This is a genomic window from Bacillus sp. VA13 (assembly GCF_055710085.1).
The window spans coordinates 56,464-78,103 of record NZ_JBVQPP010000004.1 but is presented as its reverse complement, the minus strand read 5'-3'; the positions used below and the strand labels follow the sequence as shown (position 1 = coordinate 78,103).

The window sequence follows — 21,640 nt, the reverse complement described above, 5'->3', positions numbered from 1 at the left end:
TGACTATAAACTGGAATTGGCCTTTTATAAACAGCCAGTTTTCATAAAAAAATGCATACCAGTTAGGAGAACAATGTGTAAATGGATATCACGCCTTTTTTGAATAGAAATCTGGATATTCCGCTTTATCAGCAGCTCTATCGCTATTTCAAAGAAAACATGCATCAGGGGCGTATTCAAAAAGGAATGAAGCTCCCTTCCAAAAGACTCCTGGCGAGTCAGCTTTCCATCAGTCAAACGACTGTAGAACGTGCCTATGAACAGCTTGCTGCTGAGGGCTATATCATAAGCAAGCCAAGAAGCGGATGGTTTGCTGATTATCATGATTCTGATTTTGCCTATCGTAAAATGCCAAGCGCATCACCAAGTGAAGAAAAAGCCCAAGAACATAAACAATGGATTGATTTTCACTATGGAAATGTAGATTCTTCTTACTTCCCTTTTTCTGCATGGCGAAGAAGCATGGTCAATAGTTTAGACCAATATGGCCACGAGCTTTATCGGCCGGGACATGTTTTAGGAGAGTTTGAGCTAAGAACACTCATTGCAGAGTACCTGTATCAATCACGCGGTGTTCATTGTGCCCCTGAACAAGTCATCATAGGTGCCGGGAACCCTATTCTTCTGCAAATCTTGTGCCAGGTTTTTGAGCCGAATATTTTCATAGGATATGAGGATCCAGGTTATCCAAGAGCACGCAAGATTTTTGAAGCCAATCGTATGAGTATTCTTCCTATACCAGTTGATAATGAAGGAATCTGTATACAGAAGATCAAAGAGCAGCAGCCAAACCTTGTATATGTCACGCCTTCTCACCAATTTACGCTGGGAACCATTATGACGATTAACAGAAGAATTGAACTGCTCAAATGGGCGGCTGAAAATCAATCTTTTATCATAGAGGATGATTATGATGGGGAATTTAGATACACAGGACAGCCGGTTCCTTCCTTACAAGGGCTAGATCAGCATAACCGTGTCATTTATATGGGCACTTTTTCCAAGTCTCTTCTTCCCTCGCTGCGCATCAGCTATATGATTCTTCCTTCGCCTCTTTTAAAAAAAGGCCATGAAATCACGTCATTATATAAGCAAACGGTATCCTGCCACAGTCAGCTCACGCTAGCTGACTTTATAAAAAATGGAGAGTGGCAAAAACACATCAACAGAATGAGAAAGCTTTACCGTAAAAAAAGAGCCATTTTACTTGAAACTGTGCAAAGAGAATTAGGGGAGCATGTCAGAATTCGCGGAGAAAACTCTGGACTTCGCATTTTACTTGACGTTTATTTGCCATTTAGTGAAAAAGAGTTAATTGAGAAGGCAAAGGAACATGGAGTAAAAATTTATCCTGTATCTCTTTCCTATAAAGACCATCCTCCTACAAAAACGGTCTCACTTGGATTTGCAGGGGTTTCTGAATTCAACATACAGGAAGGCATAAAAAAACTGAAAGCTGCCTGGAAGATATGAGGGTGCTTTCAGGTTAGATTATAAAATAAAATACTCTGATATTCGAAAGGATAGCGGTTTCTCTGGTTGTGAAATATTGTCTCATGCAATTGATCCATCTTTTTCTTTCTCTTTTTTATTGTGAATAAATACTTCTTATAACCTTACGTCTTCATGAAACGCTTTGGAGGATAGGGAGATGAAAAAATTCCGGAGCGATTTTTTTATTAACTGTTTTGGCAGTGCTAAAATAAACAAGTACATAATTGACAAAATAGAGGTGTAAGGATGAAATTAGATGAGTTTACAATTGGTCAGGTATTCAAAACGAAATCACTAAAAGTAACAAAAGATGATATTATGCGGTTTGCGGGTGAATTTGATCCTCAGTATATGCATTTAGATGAAGAAAAAGCGAAAAAAGGCAGATTTAATGGAATTATCGCTTCCGGAATACAGACGCTGGGCATTTCTTTTAAACTTTGGATTGAAGAAGGTCTCTATGGAGACGATGTGATTGCCGGGACAGAAATGAATAACATTAAATTTATAAAACCCGTATATCCTGATGATGAACTGCACACAATTGTTGAGGTTCTTGATAAGCAGCCAAAGAGAAATGAATTGGGAATACTCACTGTATTGTTATCTACTTATAATCAAAAAGAAGAAAAAGTATTTGAAGGTGAGTTATCTGTATTGATGAAACAATAACTCAGAAAGCCCGTTTTTCGCGGGCTCGAGTGAAGCAGATGGGTGAAAGATTTTAGCGAGTTTCTTTTGAAAAATAAGAGGTTAAAACATCATAAACAATAGGCAAAGAAGTAAACCCTTCATTTTCTAGAAAATGGCCCCCGTGCTGGACTTCGTACAACGCAGCGTCAATTTGTTGTGCCAGATCCTTGCTCCATGAAAATGGAACAATTTGGTCGTCCTTAGAAGCAATGACAGCACGGTGCTTCGCGGACTCGATGATTTTTTGATGATCAAACGATCCCTGTGTAAATTCATCTAACATCTTTAAAGTGGGCAATGATTTGGCAAAGCCGGAAACAAGTATGATTCTGCCAAGTTGTTTTCGTAATTGAATATGTTCCAAAAATCTCAAAATGGCGGGGCACCCTAAGCTGTGCGCAACCAAATACGTATTTTCATGTAAAGTGTGTTGATAAAAAGAGAGTGTATCCAGCCAATCCTCAAGTCTTGGCTGGAGCGGATTAGGCATGTTTAAAATGTCTGCTTGGACCCCATCTGCGAGCAGACGTTTTTTCAGCCAAGGGAACCAATGATTTGTTGAGGAGGCTCTGTAGCCATGAATGATATAGACTTGTTTTGTCATTTTTTCCTCCTAACGAAGTATTTTCATTCAGTATAAAATTCCCCTCATTGGGAAACAAGTACGCACTTTTTTGTAAGTAGCTTTTACATATGAGGCATTCCTTGTGCTATTCCCCACTTACACATTTCATCTATGAGGGGATACAAAGATAGCCCTCTGTCAGATAACGAATATTCTACTTTCAGTGGGATTTGAGAAACCTCAGACCGATGAATAAGGCCGTCAGTTTGCAATTCCTTAAGTTGTGCGCTTAACATTTTATGCGTGATGAAAGGCATAGCCCTTTTCAGCTCGCCGTATCTCATCGTTTTTTCACACCCTAACTCATAGAGAATTCTCATTTTCCATTTGCCCCCTATAAGAGATAAGGTGTATTCAAATGGGGCTTGTTTACTGCGGCACAGGCTATTCATTGTAATCAAACCTCCTTTTTTAAGTATCATATCAGAATAAATTAGGATTTTCGGTGTTGAAGTTTGAGGGCGATTCACGATCTGAACTGAAAGGGCCGCTTGCTCAACAGGCGGCACTGCACATGAATGTTCTAAGTCAAAGAGGGGTTACCTTACTGTTAATTAATTTATTTAAAAAAACGCATGTTTTTAGCTGAAAATATCTCTTATGGTATATTTAAATATAACGAAATATTTGAGAAATGAGGAATGGTATGAATAGAATCGAAAAACATAAGAAATTTAAAGTGAAAAAGATACTGCAAGTCATCATGGTCATTATTGGAGGAATCATAGCGGCATATGGATTAGAAACAGTTTTGATTCCGAACAGTGTCTCTGATGGAGGGGTGACAGGCCTCAGCATTGTTGGTTCACAGCTATTCAATTTGCCGCTGGGGATTCTTATTGCTGTCATTAACATTCCGTTTGTTTGGTTAGGATATAAGCAAATTGGGAAAAGCTTTGCGTTATTATCAATTATCGGAATCATATCACTCGCCGCGGGGACAAGTTTTTTCCACCACACACCCGCTATTATAGAGGGAGATACTTTGTTAATCACCGTTGTTGGCGGGATTATCCTTGGATTCGGAATGGGGTTGGCGCTGCGTAATGGCGGCGCATTAGATGGGATTGATATGCTTGCTGTGCTGCTATCCCGAAAACTGCCATTTGGAACGAGTGATCTCATTTTATTCTTAAACCTTTTTGTGTTTATTTTTGTTTCCACTGTATTTGGCTTGAAAGGGGCATTGCTTTCAGTCATTGCTTACTACATTGCATCGAAAGTCATTCATGTCGTTGAGGAAGGCTTAAGCGGTTCTAAAATGTTTCAAATTATTACAACCCAACCTGAATTGATGGTAGAGACCATACGTGATCAATTAGGCCGAAGCGCCACATATAAAGAAGCTTACGGGGGTTTTTCCCACGAGAAATTTAAAGAAATCACATGTGTCATCAACCGCTTAGAAGAAACCAAACTAAAGGAAATTATTAATGATATTGATAAAACTGCCTTTGTTACCGTATATGACGTAGCTGAAGTGAAGGGCAGCAATTTTAGAAAGCTTAATAATCATTAGAAAAAGAATGACCTTTTTAACGGTAGCCCTCTTTGCCACCATACGTTTAGACATGCCGCCAGTGATATAATCAAAAACGCTTTATTGAGGTCTTGCGGATGAATAATCGGTGAGGGTCTCAATCATAGAAATACCAAGGGTTTTAACGCCCTTGGTATTTTTTGCATTTTGCTGAATTTAGATTTCTTCTTCAGCTTTACGTGTTGTTTCAATTTTATTGATTCTGTCTCTGTACTTTTCTCCCCAGTCTTTCATGTGCAGGATAACAGGTTCTAACGTTCTTCCAAACTCGGTTAAAGAGTATTCCACTTTTGGAGGGACCTGTTTATAAACCTCGCGGTGAATCACGCCATCCCGTTCCAATTCCCTTAATTGTAGAGTAAGCATGCGTTGGGTAATTTTAGGATATAATCTTCGGAATTCATTAAACCTCTTTTTACCGTCAATGAGATGATAAAGGAGAATGCCTTTCCACTTACCCCCGTGGATGTAACTGTTCATGATCTCTATGAAAAATATCGCAATCAACCGATTGATGTGGAATTTGAACAACAGCAGCTTCTTGCCCATGACCGTATTGTTTTTCAGTTTCCGTTATATTGGTACAGCAGTCCCCCGCTGTTAAAACAGTGGTTTGATGAAGTGTTTACTTTTGGCTGGGCTCATGGCCCTGGCGGAACGAAATTGAATGGAAAAGAGTGGGTGACTGCCATGTCCATCGGTTCACCTGAACATTCTTATCAAGCCGGAGGATATAACTTATTTTCAATAAGCGAACTGACAAAGCCGTTCCAAGCATCTGCCAATTTAGTAGGCATGACTTATCTGCCTTCCTTTGCTGAATATCGCGCTAATCGAATCAGTGACCAAGAAATCGCCGAAAGTGCGAATCGCTATGTAAAGCATATAACAAATATAGAATTAAACCCTAAGGTTCGCCTGCAAAGGTATTTAAAGCAACTGGAGAGTGTTGATTTAAAATCATGATGTAATATGTGAAAAATTATCGGAAATCCTGTTCTCATCAGACAGGATCTTTTCTTGTTTTGCAAACTGCCTTAGTTTATACATAAGGGAAATGAATGAAAGAGGCTATATGCAGCTTTTATAATGACGAAAGGTATGCAAAGTGAGGATTCTCATCATGAGATGTGACATTAAGCAAATCAATTTTATTTAATGTTTCAAATATAAGTTATTGTTTATATAAACAATAACTTATATAATGTCGGAGTGATATAAATAATGAATTGGCTCATTTATAATGATTTAATTATATTGTTTTGGAAGGAGGAGTTCATTTGGCTGTTGATACAAAAATAGGAGTTGCCACGATGACCCGCTGTTTAAAAACACTTAGTGATCAAACAAGGCTTATGATGATGAAATTATTTCTTGAAAAAGAATATTGTGTCTGTCAATTGGTTGATATGTTTGAAATGAGTCAGCCTGCCATAAGCCAGCATTTGCGAAAATTAAAAAATGCAGGATTTGTAAATGAGGACAGAAGAGGGCAATGGCGCTATTATTCAATAAATAGTTCATGTCCTGAGTTTGATACATTGCAATTTGTTTTACTTCAAATCGATCAGGAGGACAAATTGTTAAAGCAGATCAAACAAAAGGAAACTCAAACGTGTTGCCAGTAAGGAGGCATTAGATTGACTTCAGTGATTTTGGCGTTATTGATATTTTTAGTAACTTTGGTTTTGGTCATATGGCAACCGAGAAACTTGTCTATTGGGTGGTCAGCCTGTGGAGGAGCTGTTTTAGCTCTAATAGCCGAAGTTGTCAATTTTCATGATGTATTAACTGTGACAGGGATTGTGTGGAACGCGACATTGGCATTTGTGGCAATTATTATTATATCGTTAATCCTTGATAATATCGGTTTCTTTGAATGGGCAGCGCTTCATATGGCTAAGGCTGCAAAAGGAAACGGTGTGCGGATGTTCATATATGTATCTATATTAGGAGCTATCGTCGCCGCATTATTTGCAAATGACGGTGCGGCTCTTATAATGACACCAATTGTATTAGCGATGGTCAGAGCATTACATTTCAATGAAAAATTAGTTTTTCCTTTTATCATAGCCAGCGGGTTTATTGCAGATACGACTTCGCTTCCATTAGTAGTGAGCAATTTGGTCAACATCGTTTCAGCAGACTATTTTCATATTACGTTTATTGATTATGCATCCAGAATGATTGTCCCCAACTTGTTTTCGCTACTGGCGAGTATCATTGTACTTTACCTTTTCTTTAGAAAAAGCATACCCAAACGTTATGATCTGACTGAGGTTAAAAAACCTGAAGAAGCCATAAAAGATCAAAACATGTTCAAGCTATCATGGTATATCTTGGGGCTGCTGATAGTTGGATATTTTGCCAGTGAATTTTTCTCTATTCCTGTATCAGTTGTAGCAGGTATCATTGCAATCTTTTTCTTAGTTGCTGCACAAAAGAGCCCGGTCGTTCAAACAAAGAAAGTACTGAAAGGAGCGCCGTGGGCTATCGTGTTCTTTTCAATTGGCATGTACGTTGTTGTGTACGGTGTCCGTAATGCTGGATTGACAGATGTCCTTTCAGATGTAATTCAAGCCGTGGCTGATCAAGGGATGTTCGCAGGTACAATTGGAATGGGCTTTATCGCGGCGATTCTTTCTTCCATTATGAATAACTTGCCGACTGTCATGATTGATGCACTGGCTATTGCCGGCACAGATACGCATGGAATGATGAGAGAAGCGCTCATATATGCAAATGTCATTGGTTCAGATTTAGGACCTAAAATAACGCCGATTGGTTCCTTGGCGACATTATTATGGCTTCATGTCCTTTCACAAAAAGGTGTGAAGATTTCCTGGGGCACGTATTTTAAAACAGGAATCATTTTGACAGTCCCAACATTATTTATTACACTTGTCGGCCTGTATCTTTGGCTGATGATCATCCATTCATGTTTCTAAAAGGAGAAGATAAACATGTCAAAGAAAACAATCTACTTTTTATGCACCGGAAACTCTTGCCGCAGTCAAATGGCTGAAGGGTGGGGGAAAAAGTACCTTGGTGATAAGTGGAACGTGTACAGCGCAGGAATCGAGGCTCATGGATTAAACCCTAATGCTGTCAAAGCAATGAAAGAAGCGGGGATTGATATTTCCAATCAAACTTCAGATAAAATTGATCCGAACATTTTAAACAATGCTGATTTAGTTATTACTCTCTGTGGTGATGCAGCTGACAAGTGCCCAATGACGCCGCCGAATGTAAAACGCGAGCACTGGGGATTTGATGATCCGGCAAAAGCACAAGGAACAGACGAAGAAAAATGGGCATTTTTCCAAAGAGTGCGTGATGAAATTGGAGACCGCTTAAAACAGTTTGCTGAAACTGGGGAATAATTAATAGATATACTCAGCTTTTTCTTTGGTTTATATAAGTTCAATGTGTTGTTCAACAGGTGTCTGCGGGCTAGTGCAGACACCTGTTTTTGGTTTAACTTATCTGTGATCCGTGAACTGCCTGCTTAAAAGGGAAGTTATTTAGCTTGTGACAGAGGAAAATTGATTTTGTTAACAGAATCATGAAGGAGACGCTGTTTTTAAAGGAGTTGTCAGTTTGCAGGAATTAACAAAAGAAAAATATAACGGCTTAAAAACATTGTTTGATGAAACATTTTGCCCAACATTTGTCTATTCAATATTAGAACAAACCATTCCGGGAGTTGTTTATGTAGATGACCAAACATTCCCTAGATCGTTTTTAATAGGGACTGAATCAGGAATTTATTTTATTGCAGGAAACCAAGGGAATCGAGCTTTTAATGAGTTCATTGCAGGATATTATGAAGAGCAAGCGAGATCCACAAAACGATTTACCTTGTTTTCTTCTAACGATACATGGGATAGAGTAATGAACACAATACTGAAAGACGATTTGAATCAAATGAAAAGAGTGGCATTTTCTTATCAGCAAAAACCTTCTAAAACAGATATGGTTCCAAAGGGGCTTGAACTGAAAAGAATAGATGAAGACGTCATTTCAAACAGCACAGAATTTAACAGAGCTTATTATGAGGAATATTGGGATTCTGTCTCACATTTTTCATCAAAAGGCTTTGGGTTTGCCGTATTACATGGCAATCATGTTGTGAGTGAGTGTACCTCTATATTTTTAGGACATAATCGTGCGGAAATGGATATCTATACACTTGAAGAATATAGAGGTATGGGTTTAGCTTATTGCGTAGCAAGCGAATTTATAGAATTTTGTCTGAAGAACGGGATTATTCCTAGCTGGGATTGTGATGTTTGCAACAATGCGTCCATTACATTGGCAGCTAAATTAGGCTTTACGCCAGTAAGCGAATACTCTATTTTTTATTCCGGGAAATCGTAAAACATTGATCTAAAAAAGAGAGAAGAGATAAGAACTCTTCTCAATATCTGAATAAGCGGTTTTATGAATACATTTATTTTAAGATTCTAGATTTAATTGCTGGCGAAGTTTTTTCGATAAGCCCTTTCTCGTTTCATCAGTTACAACATGATACCATAAGTGATCTATTTTTTTATCCTCACCTTTTATTTCGATCTGTTTCACATGTTGAACGGCTTCTTTATAAGAACGGTGAATATCGATCATTTTATCAAGTGTTAAGTTTGTTTGAATATTTTTTTCTAAGGCAGTCAAAATTCCTTGATAGTTTTTTAGTGATTTTAATTGTGCGCCTTCGTGAATAATTTCATTAATAATTTCACGCTGCCGCTGCTGGCGCCCAAAATCACCGCGGGGATCTTCTTTTCTCATCCGTGCATATGTAAGAGCAACCTTTCCATCAAGGTGCTGTTCCCCTTTTGGTATATGCACTCCTTCAAGGGTGAAAGGGAAATCATTATGCACTGTTATTCCGCCAATGGCATCTACAATATCTTTAAAACCTTCCATATTTACTTTGATATAGTAATTGATTGGAATGTTTAAAAATTGTTCGACGGTTTGAACGGTACCTTCAATTCCCTCATAAGTATATGCTGAGTTCATTTTAATATTGGTATTCTTTGATCGCATAAATACCCTGGTATCACGCGGTATACTTACCATTGTCGATGTTTTCGTCTCTGGATTTACCGTCAGAACGATCATCGAATCAGGGCGTCCCTTATCACCGGGACGCTCATCTATTCCCAGCAAAAGAATGGATATAGGGTCATGCCCGATATCAGCATCTTGTTGCTTGGAATCTTTATCTAGAGGCTCATACATATGATTGACTGATTTTGCTACGTTGCGGTAAATACTGTAGCAAGTTAGGCCTCCAATGGTTAACAAGAGGGCTAGAATAAACAATATAATACTATGCATTTTCAGTTTCCTTCTCCCGATTTTCACTATCATAATCCTTTCTAAACAATTGGTAGATTCTAATACAAATTGTTATGCACTGTATCTTATGCTTCGTATCTCAGATATTTTTGGAATGAAATTGTGGTATACAGGTTAACGGTTCTCTTATAAATAATTCCTTTATCTCCGTGATATTTTTTAGTTCATATAAGATACTTTAGACTTTTACTTCAATTGAATCTGAATTGTACCGGCTTTATTGAATCATGGATTGCTTTCATGTCGTAGCCGCTTTCGCGGAAATATTTTAATAATTCTTCTAGATATGCCGCAGTAGTCGGTTTTTCATGCATTAATACAACAAGCGGCTCTTTCCCTACAAGATTGTTTACTTGTTGAATTGTATTTTTTACAAATTCGCCGTGAGTGTATTTCCAGTCTTCTGAATCAACTGTCCAATCCCATAGATTAAAATGATCACGCTTAACAACTTCTCTAAATGGGCCTGTAATGTAAGGCTTTGACCCGTAAGGTGCTCGTATCAAATGTGTGTTGACTTTGGTTGTATCTTTGATATAGTCCAGCGTATCGTTCATTTCTGTCGCAAAGCTTTCAGGGGATTTATAGATTTCGGAAACCTGATGCGTCACGCCGTGAGACCCCACAGAGTGACCGCTTTCTACCATTTTTCTCACAAGAGCAGGATTTCGCTCGATATTAGGTTTTAACATGAAAAACGTTCCTTTAGCATTGTATTTATGGAGCAAATCCATAATTTTCTCTGATGCAGTAGGGTTTGGTCCGTCATCAAATGTTAAATAGACCACCTTTCCGATTTCAGGTGATGTTTTTTGTTCCTCCTTTTTCTGTGCTGTATTTTTGTTCTTATCTTTGTGCATTTGCTCAGAAGTAGCGGCACTTTCTTTTATTGGTTCCTGCTTTGGACCAGCAAGTGCTTTCCAAGAAATGCATAATAAAGTGACACCCAGAATAATCAATATCCCAAAACCTATTTTGCCTATTTGATTTAATTTACGGTCCCTTCTTGGTGAATTTGACACTTTTTCCAACTCCTCAATTGTAAATATCAAAACTAGTCACATAGATAAGAATGAAACTTTGGAAACAAAGTTTGATAGTAATGATGCTCTTTTACTATAAATAGAAGATATCGCAGAAGTTTGATCAACTTGTAAACAAAATGTCAAAAAAAGCAGGAATATTGCAGCGGGACTTTTTCATTCTCTTGCTGACACAATAAAAAAACCTTATTTCCGTATTCAACAGAAATAAGGTTTTAAATCATAGATTATTTAAATGTAATGATATAAGAGTGAGCGTCAAAAAATCGCACTGATGAATTTTCTATTGAGGCATACTGATTCTGGTTATAAACGAGCAGGTTGCTGCCATCAGGACTCCAATATATTTCTGATGGATTGGGGCCATGGTATATTGGTTCTGCGTACAGGATATTTTTCCCTTGCAGTTTTCCTGCATACGTATTGTCCTTATTAGATAAAGAGTAAGCGATTTTCTTTCGGTCGTTTGAGATTTTGAAAACAGCTACATTTTCGAGCAGAACAGAAAGCTCATTGTTTCTGAGATCGTATTCGTATAAGGTTTCTCCGGTACCTAAAAATACAAATTTGTCATTGTTTAACCAAACAGGCCCGTCATAGCTATTCTGCCGCTTGTTCTGAATGGTGATGCCATCACCGCTAATGGTTCCCGTCATAATGCGATATTGTTGCCCGTGTAACATCGTAAACAGCAAACTGCGTCCATTATCAGAAATTGCCGCTGCTGTAGGCGACTCTTTGTCATCAAGATTCTTCAATGGATACGTTTTGAGAGTTCCAGAATCTATATGAAATACATTGACCGCAGTCTGGCCATTTTTCGCAGGATCAATGACAAGATAACAAATGTATTTGCTATTATTTGACCATGAAACATCTTGTACATAGGCATCCTTGCTAGGAAAGCTGGCTATTTCCTTTTTGTTTCTGTTCGTCAATGACATCAGATTTAATGTTGTCTTATCCGATGACATCGTTAATCCGACGATACTTTTCCCGTCGGGAGACATCTTTAGGTTAGCAGTATTGCTTTCGATGCTCTTCAGGGTTTCAGGTTTTTCAAAGGGGAAGGGAAGACGCAGAAGATGATGCGCTGCACGTTCAGTTGAGTCATTTCCTTTGAAAAAACCAACTATAGCGTTCGATGAAGACCATCCAAGCAACTGGTCAGCTTTGGGGAGGCGATATATCTTCTTCACTTGAAAGGAGCCGGACTTCTGATCATCCTCACTCTGATTTTCTTCCTTGTTTGGAATGATAATGGTTTCCGATCTTTTTCCCATATTATAACTGGATACAAAAATCACGAAAATCAGTAGAATTCCTAATAAAATAATAAACTGTTTGTTCTTCATGATCATTTCTCAACCTTCATGTAAGCTAGTTCAATCGTGATTATTGTATGGTTTTCTTTGTAGAACATCTTGATTGTTCCCCGATGTTCCTCAACAATTGTTTTCACTATGCTTAAACCCAAGCCTAAACTTCCTTCTTCCGTGACCTTTTGGTTAATCGAATAAAAAGGCTGAAACACTTTAGTGTATTGGGTGTCATCATATGGATCACTTGGATTCTTGAATATAAAAAGAACCTGATCTCCAACAGCTTTAGCCTTAATCATGATTTTTGAATTCGATAAACTGTATTTGATTGCATTGTCCAGAAGATTAATAAAAAGTTGGCGCAGTCTATTCGTTTGGCCATACACATAGAGGCCTTCGTCCATTTCACAGATGATCTTTTTGTTATATCGTTCTGCACGAAATTTCATAGATTCGCATACATCTTTCAAAATTGTTCCTGCATCGATCCTATTGAAATGACGATCTTTAGATGTTTCTCGAGATACCTCAAGAAGTTTTATGACCAAATTGTGCAGACGCCGGCTTTCTTCAACAATATGATTCATTCCTTTATTAAAAAACTTCGGATCTGATTCCCCTTTTTCTTTTATGATTTCCGCATAGCCTTGAATAGAAGTCAAAGGTGTTTTCAGCTCATGGGTCATATTGTCAAAAAAACGTTTTTCCTGCTCGTTAAGTTCCTTCAACCGATCCCGATCTTTTTCGATGGTTGAAATTTGATCTCGAATTCTGGTAATCATATCATTGAAATTTATAGTAAGCTGGCCAATTTCATCTTTTCTAGGAAAGTGGATATCCACATCCAGCTTTCCTTTTTTGACTTCTGAGGTAGCCTCTGTCAGCTTGACGATTGGTATCGTGATATGTCTGGAAAGTATATAAGAGAAAAGGAACGCCGCCACAAATATCGCAAGGGCGATATAAAAAATAATATTTAAAATCTCTCCACTTTGTTTGTAAAGCAGGTTAAAATCTTTAGAAAAGCGTAATATGCCAACTTTTGCACCATCAATGACAACTGGATAAGAGAAAAATACCTGTGCTTTATTTCGATCATAGGTGATGTGATAAGCATTTTTTCCGTTAATCGCTTTTTCTAGGTCCTCATCAATACCTTGCGAAAACACCGTTTTATTAGAAGAAGACAACAAATTGCCATCCACGCTATAAACACCTACATTGCTTCCGGTTGAATGAGTTAAACTTTCCACTATTTCATCAGCCATATCGCCGAAGTATAGTTCATTGTTTTTATAATGATTGATTAAAAACGCTTGGTTGATATACACGATACTGTTTTTTTTCAACTCTATTAAATCTGAGGTCACAATTTTTTCATTACTTGACCTAATGACGCTCTTGACCGTTTGATTGAGCACAAGGAAAGAGAGAGAGAAAATCAGAAAAAACCCAATAATGAATTTACCCTTGATGGTCCGTAACACTCTCTACTCCTCCTGCTTCTCACATTTATATCCGATGCCAAATACTGTTTTAATCAAGTCACTTGCATTCAGTTTTTTACGGAGTCTTTGAATATGAGTATCTACCGTACGTGTATCCCCGGCAAAATCATATCCCCAGATAAATTCCAACAGCTCTGAACGTGTAAAGATTTTCCCTCGATGGTCAATCAACGTCTTAAGCAGATCGAATTCTTTAGGAGTCAAATCAACAATGATCCCGTCTTTTTTTACTATTCTTTCGTCTGGGATGATCACAATATTTTTAAACTGAATAGGTTCCTCATTAGACGTTCCTAGATCATTAACATGGTTAGCTTGTTCAAGACGCCTAAGTATCGTACGAATTCTAGCAATAACCTCGCGTAAGTCAAATGGCTTTGTAATATAATCATCGGCCCCAAATTCCAACCCAAGTACTTTATCGGTGATGTCTGATTTTGCGGTGATCATAAGGATAGGGATATTATAGCGATGGGTCACTATTTTACAGATATCCAATCCGCTGCAATCTGGCAGCATCCAATCGAGCAGCAGAAGATCGGGTTTGAATTGATCTAGCTGTTTCAACCCTAAAGCGCCGTTAGCCTCAGTACACGTTTGAAAACCTTCCTGCGCAAGCCCGTATGAAAGTAGATCAGCTATTGCTTCGTCATCTTCAATAATAAGTATTTTAGTTTTATCCATCATTTCATTCATTCCCTATTTCATGATTATATTGAATATATCTATCCTGGAGTGTACATTATCAATTCATTATAGCATCCTTTAATATAGATTATTAATAACTTCAGATCATACTATAATTGGATATTTTCACCATATTCACATAATGGGGGGAGTTGGATTAGAGCATTAGGGAGATACAATTCTATTTGATACTTAAGAAGAAGATACCAAACCATATTGGTATCTTCTCTTTATTTGTGTCTAAGAGCGTTTCCATACCAATTCATTTTGTTTTGTCTTAAATAGGTGAAACACACCCCGCCGACTGTCACCACTCCGCCTAGCAGAGAAATGAATGCGGGTATTTCACCTATCCACAACCAAGAAATAAGCAAGGCTAAAGCCGGTGTTGCATAAAGCGAAAGGGTTGCTTCTGATGAGCCGACGAGTGAAGTGACATATGCAAGGGCAAAGTAAGGCACGATTGTTGGCAGCAAACCTAAATAAACAATAGACAGTGTTGAGTTCATGGAAGCGTTTATCATCTCTCCGCCTAAGCCTGGCAGAAATATAAGCATAGGTATTGTTCCGCCCCAAATTGAAAATGTAACGAATCGGATAAAGCCATATTTTTTTATATAGCGGGGTTGAAAAACGAAATAAATACTCTCCGAAAAAGCGGCCAGCAGGATGAACAAAATACCTTTCATTGAATAGGTATAGTCTCCAGACCCAAATGCAATCAATGACACACCCAATAAACTGATCATAGAGCCAATCCATTTCGTAAATCCAAAACGCTCTCTAAAAAACAGGCGGGATAACATGGCAGAAAAGATCGGTGCTGTGGTGACGAGTAAGCTTGCAACTCCAGCACTAACTGTTTTTTCACCGATATTCAGCAAAATGTGATAGAGTGCAAAACCTAAAAACCCTAACAGAAAAATGGCAGGAATGTCTTTCATGTCAGGCAAGCGCATCTGAGTCAAAACAGCAAAAAGCAATAATGCCATAGAGCCGATTAACAAACGAAATAAAGCAAGGTGTTCTGGTGTGTACCCTTCCAGACCTGCGCGAATTCCCGGAAAAGCTGATGCCCACAAACCGATCATCAGACTGTTAGATATGATCATTTGAACTGTTTTCTTTCGCATATTTCTCACTCCTCTTTACAAAAACCAACCAGTTATTTAATGTGTTTCTATACTAATAAAGATTTGGTGATATGACTTCAACCAGTTAAACGAATTTTGACCCAACCAATTTAGTTGTAAGGAGACTGCTTTCATGAGCTTTCCAGAAGAAAAAAAGACGAAAAAGCTTCCTAAGTACAGACAAATCGTTCATTTTATTAAGGAGAAAATAGGAAATGGAGAGTGGCCGATTGGAAGCCAGATTCCAAGCCAGCGCACGCTTGCAAAAGACTTTCAGGTAAATCGAAGCACAGTGATTACGGCCTTAGAGGAATTAATGGCAGATGGGTTAATAGAAGGCAGAATGGGGAAAGGCACAGTTGTTATCAACAATACATGGACACTATTAGCTAAGAATTCTGCTCCTAATTGGGATCAATATGTAACCTCTGGAATTCAGCAGCCTAGCCAAAAAATCGTACAGGAGATAAACCAATCAGAATCAAATATGGATCTTATACAGCTCAGTAAAGGCGAACTTTCAACTGAGATTTTTCCTTTAACTGCTATGAAAGAGATGATGGGCAAGGTATCTCAAAACATGGAAGCATTCGGATATGAGGAACCAAAAGGATATTTTCCGTTGAGAGAGGCATTAAGCAACTATTTAAGAACCTGTGGCATCAATGCCTCATCTTCTTCCATTCTAATTGTTTCGGGAGCATTGCAAGCCCTGCAGCTGATATCGATGGGGCTTTTGCAAAGAGGATCAACCGTTTATCTTGATCAGCCATCTTACCTTTATTCATTACACGTATTTCAATCAGCTGGCATGAAACTGACCGGGCTTCCTATGGATAATGAGGGACTTTTGCCGGGAAATCTTCATATCACAAGAGGGGAACGGGGAAGGGCTATATTATATACAAATCCTTGTTTTCATAATCCGACCGGTATTTTAATGTCGCAAAAGCGGCGGGAAGAAATCATTGCAGCTAGTGAGAATACACAGCTTCCCATTATTGAAGATGACATTTATCGCGAGTTATGGATAGATGAAATTCCCCCCTATCCTATTAAAACAATAGATAAAAATGGGCATGTGCTATACATAGGCAGTTTATCGAAAACATTAAGTCCGGGCTTGAGGATTGGGTGGATAGTCGGACCAGAACCGGTGATTGAACGTTTATCTGACATTAAAATGCAAACAGATTACGGATCCAGTTCATTATCCCAGAGAGTAGCGGCGGAGTGGTTTACATCCGGCCAATACCAGCAGCATTTAGAAAAGGTTAGACAGCAATTAAAGGTGAGAAGAGAATTGGCCTTGAGTGCATTAGAAACCCATTTGAAGGATGTTGCGACATGGAACATGCCAAAGGGAGGGTTCTTTGTCTGGATAAAAATATTGCCTTTAATATCAATGAAATTACTTTATACTAAAGCTTTATCAAAAGGGATTCTTCTCAATCTCGGCAGTATCTATGCTCAGGAAAAAGGGAATTATGTTCGCTTATCATATGCTTATGCATCCCTTGAAGATCTTCAAAAGGGGATTTATGAGTTGGGTTTAATGATAAAAGAATTGGCAAGTAAGTAACTTTTATATCCTTAAATGGATGTTTCACTAAAAAAGAGACCAAGCCTAATGATCGCTTGATCTGATAATAACAAGGGTTACTAGAATAGATCAAATCATGGCTCGGTCTTAAAAAGGGTCATGTTGCTGAACGAAAGGTCTTTCCTATTTCTCTTCCTAAACCAAAATAATGTCTAAAGTTATAGATCAGCGGACTCCATTTTGAAGGATTGATATGGTTTTCGTTCAATATGATACTCTCCTCGGCGTGAAAATGTAGTGCCTGTGTCTCTACAATCGCAAATGATGGCTCATATTCTGGGAACCGAATATGTTTGACTTCGGCTTCAATGTGAATAGGGCATTCTTTAATGCGTGTTGGTGAAACTGTTTTTGATTGTAAAGGTGTTAAGCCTGCTGACTCGTATTTTTCTTTTTTATATGTAAACCCGAGCTCTTTCTTCAAAGGCGGTATATTCTTTTTTCCGCTATAAGACGAAATTCTTTCAACGTTTTCCCATAATTCCGGGCCAGGCAAGTTTATGACGCATTCTTTGTGTCTTTCCAAATTTTCAATGGCTTTTCCTCCTAGCCCAACTCCAAGGACAATATAATTTCCAAGAGCCCAAGAAGAAGACATAGGACTGATATTAGTGGTTCCATCTTCATTCAATGTGGTAAGAAGAAATGTAGAGGTACCATAATACATGATGTTTGGTTTGATTTCTTTAAAATGAAGAGTATCTTGTTTTTCAATGTCCAACGTTTATTCCTCCTTGTCATCCTTATATTCATATTGTAAAGGTTTAACATTTCAACTATCATCGAAATATGAATGTAAGGAGGAAAATCATGAATCCTAATATCGCAAAAATCTCATCGTTGCTATCTGATCCCTCCCGTTCTTCCATTCTTCTCACCCTAATGGATGGAAGGATACATCCTGCGGGAGAGCTTGCATATCTCGCGAACATTAAACCTCAAACCGCAAGTTTTCACCTGAAAAAATTGCTTGAAGAAAAGCTGATCAGTGTAGAGAAGCATGGAAGACATCGGTATTACAGATTGTCTAACTCTGATACTGCAAACATGATTGAGCAATTGCTTCGTATTGCGCCTAAAGCCAAAGTCACATCTTTAAAAGATTCAAAAGAGAAAAGTGACTTGCATTTCGCCCGCACCTGTTATGATCATCTGGCAGGTTATGTGGGTGTGCAAATGACACATTCACTAGTTGAGCAGGGAATATTAAAAAAAGTCGATTTAAACTTTGAGGTGACTTCAGAGGGTTCTTTGTTCTTTTCGAAGTTAGGCATCAATGAAGAGCACCAACGACATAAGAGGAGAGCATTTGCCCGCTGCTGTTTGGATTGGAGTGAGCGGCAGCATCATATTGCAGGGGCGTTAGGAAACGCCTTATTGGTGCGCATGTTAGAAGAAGAATGGATCGTTCGTATGCCGAAAACGAGAGCGGTTAGGATGACACAAAGCGGGAAAACCGCATTTGAGAAATACTTCAAAGTGAATATTTAGGGAACTTTTTAATAAGAGAATGAGAAAGAAGGAGTAAGATTCGTTAAAATCTTACTCCTTCTCATTATCTCGAAGTTGCTTGATTACCCATTGCAATAGAGATGCGATTCCAACTGTTTATTTGATTGATGATGAGAACAAGGTCAACATATTGTTTTTCATCGTAATGTTCTCGCACTCGATGATACAGCTCATCAGGAACCCTTTTAGAGGGAATGAGCGTGATGTGTTCAGATAGTTCGAGCGCTGCTTTCTCTTCAGGTGAATAAAAATCACATTCATTCCAAGCATGTAAACAGTAAATTCGCTGTTCAGTTTCGCCCATTTTGCGGGCATCAGAAGTATGCATATCTAAGCAGAAAGCACAGCCGTTTATTTGAGAAACTCTGATTTTAATTAGCTCTCTCGTCGTTCGGTTAATTGAAGATTGTTTCGTGTATTTCTCCATATCCATCATCATCTTCATACCTTCAGGTGCAACATCATAGTAGGACACTCTTTGACTCATAAGGCAAGACTCCTTTCCTTAAGATACATAAATTGTATCCCGACATTGACCATTTTACCAATGTGCAGTTTGTATGGCGTCTATTTCATTATCTTTTGGCAAGAAGCTGCTTTGAATAAAAGTAAGGATAGCCAACAATGATGAGTGGAGCTGCTAATGCAAGGAGTATCCATGAGCCTGAGTGACTGTCTCTAATGACTCCAATGAATATACAAGTACCGATGAGAAAATATAATAAAGCGCCTAAAAACCAATACATATTCATTCCTCTTTTTCTTTACACGTGTTCTTTGATTGAGCATTTTTGTTTCTATGCTTGTCTGTTTTTTGGTTCACATTGCTTAATCGATCAGGGCACTGATTTTTTAACACTTTCTCAGTTCGGATTCCTTTTCTTTTTAATGATAAAATTGTGAGATCAATCGATTTCAATGATGATCATTCCTTCAATGAATAGTGAGTTCCTCATTATTTTAACTGTAAATTTGGAAAGATAAAACGTACATAAAGGCAGAACGCTTATGTACTTTTGGGCAATGGTCACATGTCAGGAACTCTAGTTATTCACTGTATCTTGGTATTGTTGTGTTCCTGCTCTTCCTATAAAATGAGTGGATAAAAGTATGGGTTGCACGTTCAAATAAATGGTGTGCCGCTGTCATTAGGATCGGTTCGGTAAACAGTTAAAGGAAGTGGATGAGGTTTGTTTAGAAGGAATCCTTTCAAAGAAAAATACCACTCACATGATAGGCGGGCATTAAATATGCTTGCACTCAGAGTGCCGGGACTGGCTTTTATTCTCATGATCTATATAGCCTCTATCGTGCTGCAATTTATTATTGGGAGCTGGTCCATTTTATTGCTTCATGTGTTTACAGTATTGACCGCCATTTTTGCTTTGCTGCATTGGCATTCATATCGCTGGGTTAAAAAAAGGGTCATTCTATATTTTGTGCTGCAAGGTTTGATCACTTTTACACTGGCTAATGTCATGACTGGCTTCTTAGTGCTGATCATCATTGGCCTTTATGCATTTTTGATTGGACAGATTGCAGGAATGGCAGACAGAAGAAAGACGTTCCTCATCCTTTATTTATTGCTTCTGCTGTCAATCAATGTACCACATCAGATTCACAAAGGTGAATATTTGCATTTTCTTGTCATTGCCGTACCTATTATGAGCGTGATTATTACTTATGCCGCTACATTATTTGCCCAAGTCGATGAAAAGATAAAAGCGCAGCTGACTCTTGAAAGGCTGGAGCTTGCCCATCAGCAGGTAGAACAGCTGACACTGCAAAACGAGAGACAGCGTATGGCCCGGGACTTACATGATACGCTTGCTCAAGGGCTGGTTAGTTTAAACATGCAGCTGGATGCGATTCATGTTCATCTCGCCAAAGACAACACAGAGAGAGCAAAAGAAATCGTTCAACAATCTATGAATAGAGTGAAAAGCACATTAGCTGATGCACGTTCAGCGATTGACGATCTGCGCAGCAAATCAGAAGAAATCGGTTTTTTAAAAGAAAGAATTACCTCTTTAATGGATCATTTTCAGGAGTCAACAGGCACGGCTTGTTTTGTAGACTACAGGTTACATCAGGTGTTAGACGTTCGTACAGCTGAAAACTGCTATTACATCATTGGAGAATGCATAACGAATGCAGCAAAGCATGCCGAAGCAGAAACGATCTGGGTATCCATTTGGGATGATGAAAAAGGGAGACTGCATCTAACTGTCAAGGACAATGGCAAAGGATTTAATGTTGAGAAGGGAAAGAAAAAGAGAGGACATTATGGGCTTCTTGGTATACAAGAACGCGTCAGAGCAATGAATGGCCAATTCAATATAAAGAGTACAAAATCTATAGGAACACACATCGAGATTAACGTACCAATTCAGGGAGAGATGCAGGATGAATAAGGTTTTAGTCGTTGATGACCATCTTGTCGTGAGGGAAGGTCTGAAGCTTTTAATTGAAACGAATGATCACTACACCATCATAGGAGAGGCGGAAAATGGCAAAGCAGCAGTCCGCCTTGCAGATGAATTAAAACCGGATATCATTCTCATGGATTTGTATATGCCTGAGATGAGCGGGTTAGAAGCCATTAAACAAATAAAAGAAAAACACGACATCCCCATCATTATTTTGACTACGTATAATGAAGATCACTTAATGATCGAAGGAATTGAATTAGGGGCGAAAGGATATCTATTGAAGGATACGAGTTCAGAAACCCTCTTTCATACAATGGATGCAGCAATAAGAGGAAACGTGCTATTGCAGCCTGATATCTTAAAACGTCTGCAAGAAGTCCAATTGGAGCGGATGAAGAAGCAGAGCAGTGATACGCAGCTGACAGAAAAGGAAGTCATTGTTCTAAAAGCCATTGCTAAAGGTCTTAAAAGTAAAGCGATTGCCTTTGATTTGGGTGTCTCTGAGAGAACTGTAAAGTCTAGATTAACGTCCATTTACAATAAATTAGGCGCAAATTCAAGAACTGAGGCAGTGACGATTGCAATGCAAAGAGGCATTCTGACATTAGACGAATAACATCATATATTTGAAATTTGCCCAAACGTACATGCCCGAATGTACGTTTTTTTTATTTCAATGTC

At 38.4% G+C, this 21,640-nt stretch carries 24 protein-coding genes and 1 pseudogene; 12 read left to right on the top strand and 13 right to left on the bottom strand.

Going from position 1 to position 21,640, the window contains the following annotated elements:
- Window positions 1-81: 81 nt before the first annotated feature.
- Window positions 82-1,473, top strand: a complete 1,392-nt coding sequence (pdxR, locus tag AC0C66_RS15705; RefSeq protein WP_072183270.1) for a MocR-like pyridoxine biosynthesis transcription factor PdxR — start codon at window positions 82-84, stop codon at window positions 1,471-1,473.
- Between the two features lie 267 nt (window positions 1,474-1,740).
- Window positions 1,741-2,166 carry a MaoC family dehydratase gene (locus tag AC0C66_RS15700; protein ID WP_072183269.1) on the top strand — a complete coding sequence of 142 codons (426 nt, stop codon included), beginning with the start codon at window positions 1,741-1,743 and terminating at the stop codon, window positions 2,164-2,166.
- A 52-nt stretch (window positions 2,167-2,218) separates the two neighbouring features.
- Here the strand turns inward: AC0C66_RS15700 and AC0C66_RS15695 are convergent, their stop codons facing one another.
- Window positions 2,219-2,791, bottom strand: coding sequence for an alpha/beta hydrolase (locus tag AC0C66_RS15695; protein ID WP_472973624.1), 573 nt, complete (start codon window positions 2,789-2,791; stop codon window positions 2,219-2,221).
- Between the two features lie 83 nt (window positions 2,792-2,874).
- Window positions 2,875-3,204 (bottom strand): winged helix-turn-helix transcriptional regulator, encoded by a 330-nt coding sequence (locus tag AC0C66_RS15690; protein WP_072183267.1) that lies wholly within the window; start codon window positions 3,202-3,204, stop codon window positions 2,875-2,877.
- A 254-nt stretch (window positions 3,205-3,458) separates the two neighbouring features.
- Between AC0C66_RS15690 and AC0C66_RS15685 the strand changes: the two genes are divergently transcribed.
- Complete coding sequence (locus AC0C66_RS15685; protein ID WP_014112786.1) at window positions 3,459-4,331, top strand: YitT family protein; 873 nt, start codon at window positions 3,459-3,461, stop codon at window positions 4,329-4,331.
- A 177-nt stretch (window positions 4,332-4,508) separates the two neighbouring features.
- Here AC0C66_RS15685 and AC0C66_RS15680 read toward each other — a convergent pair whose 3' ends face one another.
- Window positions 4,509-4,832, bottom strand: a complete 324-nt coding sequence (locus AC0C66_RS15680) for a winged helix-turn-helix transcriptional regulator (protein ID WP_072183266.1) — start codon at window positions 4,830-4,832, stop codon at window positions 4,509-4,511.
- Between AC0C66_RS15680 and AC0C66_RS15675 the strand changes: the two are divergent.
- The 5 genes and pseudogenes from AC0C66_RS15675 to AC0C66_RS15655 form a co-directional block, all read left to right on the top strand.
- Window positions 4,812-5,318: pseudogene (locus AC0C66_RS15675) on the top strand (NAD(P)H-dependent oxidoreductase); the annotation flags it as partial. The gene AC0C66_RS15680 and the pseudogene AC0C66_RS15675 overlap by 21 nt on opposite strands.
- 347 nt (window positions 5,319-5,665) lie before the next feature.
- Entirely contained in the window at window positions 5,666-5,980 is a 315-nt protein-coding gene (locus AC0C66_RS15670; RefSeq protein WP_061186304.1) for an ArsR/SmtB family transcription factor, read from the top strand.
- 12 nt (window positions 5,981-5,992) lie between these two features.
- On the top strand, window positions 5,993-7,300 hold the full coding sequence (locus tag AC0C66_RS15665) for an arsenic transporter (RefSeq protein WP_072183097.1): 1,308 nt from the start codon (window positions 5,993-5,995) through the stop codon (window positions 7,298-7,300).
- 15 nt (window positions 7,301-7,315) lie between these two features.
- Window positions 7,316-7,735 (top strand): arsenate reductase (thioredoxin), encoded by a 420-nt coding sequence (arsC, locus tag AC0C66_RS15660; protein ID WP_014112792.1) that lies wholly within the window; start codon window positions 7,316-7,318, stop codon window positions 7,733-7,735.
- Window positions 7,736-7,952: 217 nt separating this feature from the next.
- Window positions 7,953-8,732, top strand: coding sequence for a GNAT family N-acetyltransferase (locus AC0C66_RS15655; protein WP_072183096.1), 780 nt, complete (start codon window positions 7,953-7,955; stop codon window positions 8,730-8,732).
- 78 nt (window positions 8,733-8,810) lie between these two features.
- On the opposite strand, the gene AC0C66_RS15650 is transcribed toward AC0C66_RS15655, so the two are convergent.
- The 6 genes from AC0C66_RS15650 to AC0C66_RS15625 form a co-directional block, all read right to left on the bottom strand.
- Complete coding sequence (locus AC0C66_RS15650; RefSeq protein ID WP_080376114.1) at window positions 8,811-9,698, bottom strand: LCP family glycopolymer transferase; 888 nt, start codon at window positions 9,696-9,698, stop codon at window positions 8,811-8,813.
- A 212-nt stretch (window positions 9,699-9,910) separates the two neighbouring features.
- A complete protein-coding gene (locus AC0C66_RS15645) occupies window positions 9,911-10,741 on the bottom strand; it encodes a polysaccharide deacetylase family protein (protein WP_072183094.1) in 831 nt (276 codons plus the stop codon).
- A gap of 248 nt (window positions 10,742-10,989) precedes the next feature.
- Window positions 10,990-12,123: a hypothetical protein gene (locus tag AC0C66_RS15640; protein ID WP_072183093.1), complete on the bottom strand. Its 1,134-nt coding sequence runs from the start codon at window positions 12,121-12,123 to the stop codon at window positions 10,990-10,992.
- Window positions 12,120-13,571: a sensor histidine kinase gene (locus AC0C66_RS15635; RefSeq protein ID WP_072183092.1), complete on the bottom strand. Its 1,452-nt coding sequence runs from the start codon at window positions 13,569-13,571 to the stop codon at window positions 12,120-12,122. Before AC0C66_RS15635 ends, AC0C66_RS15640 begins: the two co-directional genes overlap by 4 nt.
- A gap of 3 nt (window positions 13,572-13,574) precedes the next feature.
- A complete protein-coding gene (locus tag AC0C66_RS15630; protein ID WP_461845838.1) occupies window positions 13,575-14,276 on the bottom strand; it encodes a response regulator transcription factor in 702 nt (233 codons plus the stop codon).
- Between the two features lie 233 nt (window positions 14,277-14,509).
- A complete protein-coding gene (locus AC0C66_RS15625) occupies window positions 14,510-15,412 on the bottom strand; it encodes a DMT family transporter (protein WP_088680013.1) in 903 nt (300 codons plus the stop codon).
- Window positions 15,413-15,545: 133 nt separating this feature from the next.
- On the opposite strand from AC0C66_RS15625, the gene AC0C66_RS15620 reads away from it, so the two are divergent.
- Window positions 15,546-16,994 (top strand): aminotransferase-like domain-containing protein, encoded by a 1,449-nt coding sequence (locus tag AC0C66_RS15620; protein ID WP_461845834.1) that lies wholly within the window; start codon window positions 15,546-15,548, stop codon window positions 16,992-16,994.
- A gap of 118 nt (window positions 16,995-17,112) precedes the next feature.
- Here AC0C66_RS15620 and AC0C66_RS15615 read toward each other — a convergent pair whose 3' ends face one another.
- Window positions 17,113-17,736 (bottom strand): flavin reductase family protein, encoded by a 624-nt coding sequence (locus AC0C66_RS15615; protein WP_072183090.1) that lies wholly within the window; start codon window positions 17,734-17,736, stop codon window positions 17,113-17,115.
- An 89-nt stretch (window positions 17,737-17,825) separates the two neighbouring features.
- Here AC0C66_RS15615 and AC0C66_RS15610 point away from each other — a divergent pair, with 89 nt between their 5' ends.
- Entirely contained in the window at window positions 17,826-18,506 is a 681-nt protein-coding gene (locus AC0C66_RS15610; protein WP_072183089.1) for an ArsR/SmtB family transcription factor, read from the top strand.
- 64 nt (window positions 18,507-18,570) lie between these two features.
- Here AC0C66_RS15610 and AC0C66_RS15605 read toward each other — a convergent pair whose 3' ends face one another.
- From AC0C66_RS15605 to AC0C66_RS15595, 3 genes are all read right to left on the bottom strand, one after another.
- Window positions 18,571-19,014 (bottom strand): carboxymuconolactone decarboxylase family protein, encoded by a 444-nt coding sequence (locus tag AC0C66_RS15605; RefSeq protein WP_014112803.1) that lies wholly within the window; start codon window positions 19,012-19,014, stop codon window positions 18,571-18,573.
- 88 nt (window positions 19,015-19,102) lie between these two features.
- Window positions 19,103-19,279 (bottom strand): hypothetical protein, encoded by a 177-nt coding sequence (locus AC0C66_RS15600; RefSeq protein WP_072183088.1) that lies wholly within the window; start codon window positions 19,277-19,279, stop codon window positions 19,103-19,105.
- On the bottom strand, window positions 19,276-19,446 hold the full coding sequence (locus AC0C66_RS15595) for a hypothetical protein (protein WP_014112805.1): 171 nt from the start codon (window positions 19,444-19,446) through the stop codon (window positions 19,276-19,278). Before AC0C66_RS15595 ends, AC0C66_RS15600 begins: the two co-directional genes overlap by 4 nt.
- A gap of 271 nt (window positions 19,447-19,717) precedes the next feature.
- Between AC0C66_RS15595 and AC0C66_RS15590 the strand changes: the two genes are divergently transcribed.
- Both AC0C66_RS15590 and ydfI read left to right on the top strand, forming a co-directional pair.
- Window positions 19,718-20,941 carry a sensor histidine kinase gene (locus tag AC0C66_RS15590; protein ID WP_087941762.1) on the top strand — a complete coding sequence of 408 codons (1,224 nt, stop codon included), beginning with the start codon at window positions 19,718-19,720 and terminating at the stop codon, window positions 20,939-20,941.
- Window positions 20,934-21,575, top strand: a complete 642-nt coding sequence (ydfI, locus tag AC0C66_RS15585) for a two-component system response regulator YdfI (RefSeq protein WP_014112807.1) — start codon at window positions 20,934-20,936, stop codon at window positions 21,573-21,575. Before AC0C66_RS15590 ends, ydfI begins: the two co-directional genes overlap by 8 nt.
- Window positions 21,576-21,640: the final 65 nt, after the last annotated feature.

Excerpts from the sequence above, each read along its gene's own strand:
- pdxR (WP_072183270.1), top strand. The coding sequence starts at position 82 with ATGGATATCACGCCTTTTTTGAATAGAAATCTGGATATTCCGCTTTAT.
- AC0C66_RS15700 (WP_072183269.1), top strand. The coding sequence starts at position 1,741 with ATGAAATTAGATGAGTTTACAATTGGTCAGGTATTCAAAACGAAATCA.
- AC0C66_RS15695 (WP_472973624.1), bottom strand. The coding sequence starts at position 2,791 with ATGACAAAACAAGTCTATATCATTCATGGCTACAGAGCCTCCTCAACA.
- AC0C66_RS15690 (WP_072183267.1), bottom strand. The coding sequence starts at position 3,204 with ATGAATAGCCTGTGCCGCAGTAAACAAGCCCCATTTGAATACACCTTA.
- AC0C66_RS15685 (WP_014112786.1), top strand. The coding sequence starts at position 3,459 with ATGAATAGAATCGAAAAACATAAGAAATTTAAAGTGAAAAAGATACTG.
- AC0C66_RS15680 (WP_072183266.1), bottom strand. The coding sequence starts at position 4,832 with ATGAACAGTTACATCCACGGGGGTAAGTGGAAAGGCATTCTCCTTTAT.
- AC0C66_RS15670 (WP_061186304.1), top strand. The coding sequence starts at position 5,666 with ATGACCCGCTGTTTAAAAACACTTAGTGATCAAACAAGGCTTATGATG.
- arsC (WP_014112792.1), top strand. The coding sequence starts at position 7,316 with ATGTCAAAGAAAACAATCTACTTTTTATGCACCGGAAACTCTTGCCGC.
- AC0C66_RS15650 (WP_080376114.1), bottom strand. The coding sequence starts at position 9,698 with ATGCATAGTATTATATTGTTTATTCTAGCCCTCTTGTTAACCATTGGA.
- AC0C66_RS15640 (WP_072183093.1), bottom strand. The coding sequence starts at position 12,123 with ATGATCATGAAGAACAAACAGTTTATTATTTTATTAGGAATTCTACTG.
- AC0C66_RS15630 (WP_461845838.1), bottom strand. The coding sequence starts at position 14,276 with ATGGATAAAACTAAAATACTTATTATTGAAGATGACGAAGCAATAGCT.
- AC0C66_RS15625 (WP_088680013.1), bottom strand. The coding sequence starts at position 15,412 with ATGCGAAAGAAAACAGTTCAAATGATCATATCTAACAGTCTGATGATC.
- AC0C66_RS15620 (WP_461845834.1), top strand. The coding sequence starts at position 15,546 with ATGAGCTTTCCAGAAGAAAAAAAGACGAAAAAGCTTCCTAAGTACAGA.
- AC0C66_RS15610 (WP_072183089.1), top strand. The coding sequence starts at position 17,826 with ATGAATCCTAATATCGCAAAAATCTCATCGTTGCTATCTGATCCCTCC.
- AC0C66_RS15605 (WP_014112803.1), bottom strand. The coding sequence starts at position 19,014 with ATGAGTCAAAGAGTGTCCTACTATGATGTTGCACCTGAAGGTATGAAG.
- AC0C66_RS15600 (WP_072183088.1), bottom strand. The coding sequence starts at position 19,279 with ATGAATATGTATTGGTTTTTAGGCGCTTTATTATATTTTCTCATCGGT.
- ydfI (WP_014112807.1), top strand. The coding sequence starts at position 20,934 with ATGAATAAGGTTTTAGTCGTTGATGACCATCTTGTCGTGAGGGAAGGT.